Below are 450 nucleotides of genomic sequence, written 5' to 3'. Positions count from 1 at the left end.
CTCTCGGCGTCGCGCACCCAGCCATAGTCGAGGGCCGCCTCCAGTCCCTGGGAGTAGCTGTATCCGCCGATCGGCAACTGCGAGCTGGCCAGGCGCAGGCGCGCCCAGATGCTGTTCACCGGCGCACGCCGAACTGGTGCAGGCGCGGCGCGTAGTTGAACTCCGCCTCGCCATGGTGCGAGTGGTGGTGGCCTCCGCCGTAGGCACCGTGCTCCGGCTGGAACGGCGCCTCGATGGCCTCCACCGTGGCGCCGAGCTGTTCGAGCATGGCTTTCAGCACGTAGTCGTCGAGCAGGCGCAGCCAGCCGTCGCCGACCTGCAGGGCGACGTGACGGTTGCCCAGGTGGTAGGCGGCTCGGGTCAGTTCCAGCGGGCTGGCGCAGGTGACGTGGAGCAGACGTTCGGAGCGGGCGACGACCCGCACCAGGCGACCGTCGCGGGCCTCCAGGC

The 450-nt window shown here is 70.9% G+C and carries 1 protein-coding gene; it reads right to left on the bottom strand.

The features are described from left to right. Positions 1-115: 115 nt before the first annotated feature. Positions 116-450: urease accessory protein UreE (locus MUU47_RS00140; protein WP_258986112.1), on the bottom strand; the 335-nt coding region annotated here is incomplete at its 5' end.

It is taken from the genome of Scandinavium hiltneri (assembly GCF_024764835.1).
GTDB classification, from domain to species: domain Bacteria; phylum Pseudomonadota; class Gammaproteobacteria; order Enterobacterales; family Enterobacteriaceae; genus Scandinavium; species Scandinavium hiltneri.
This window is presented reverse-complemented; position numbering and strand designations above follow the sequence as displayed.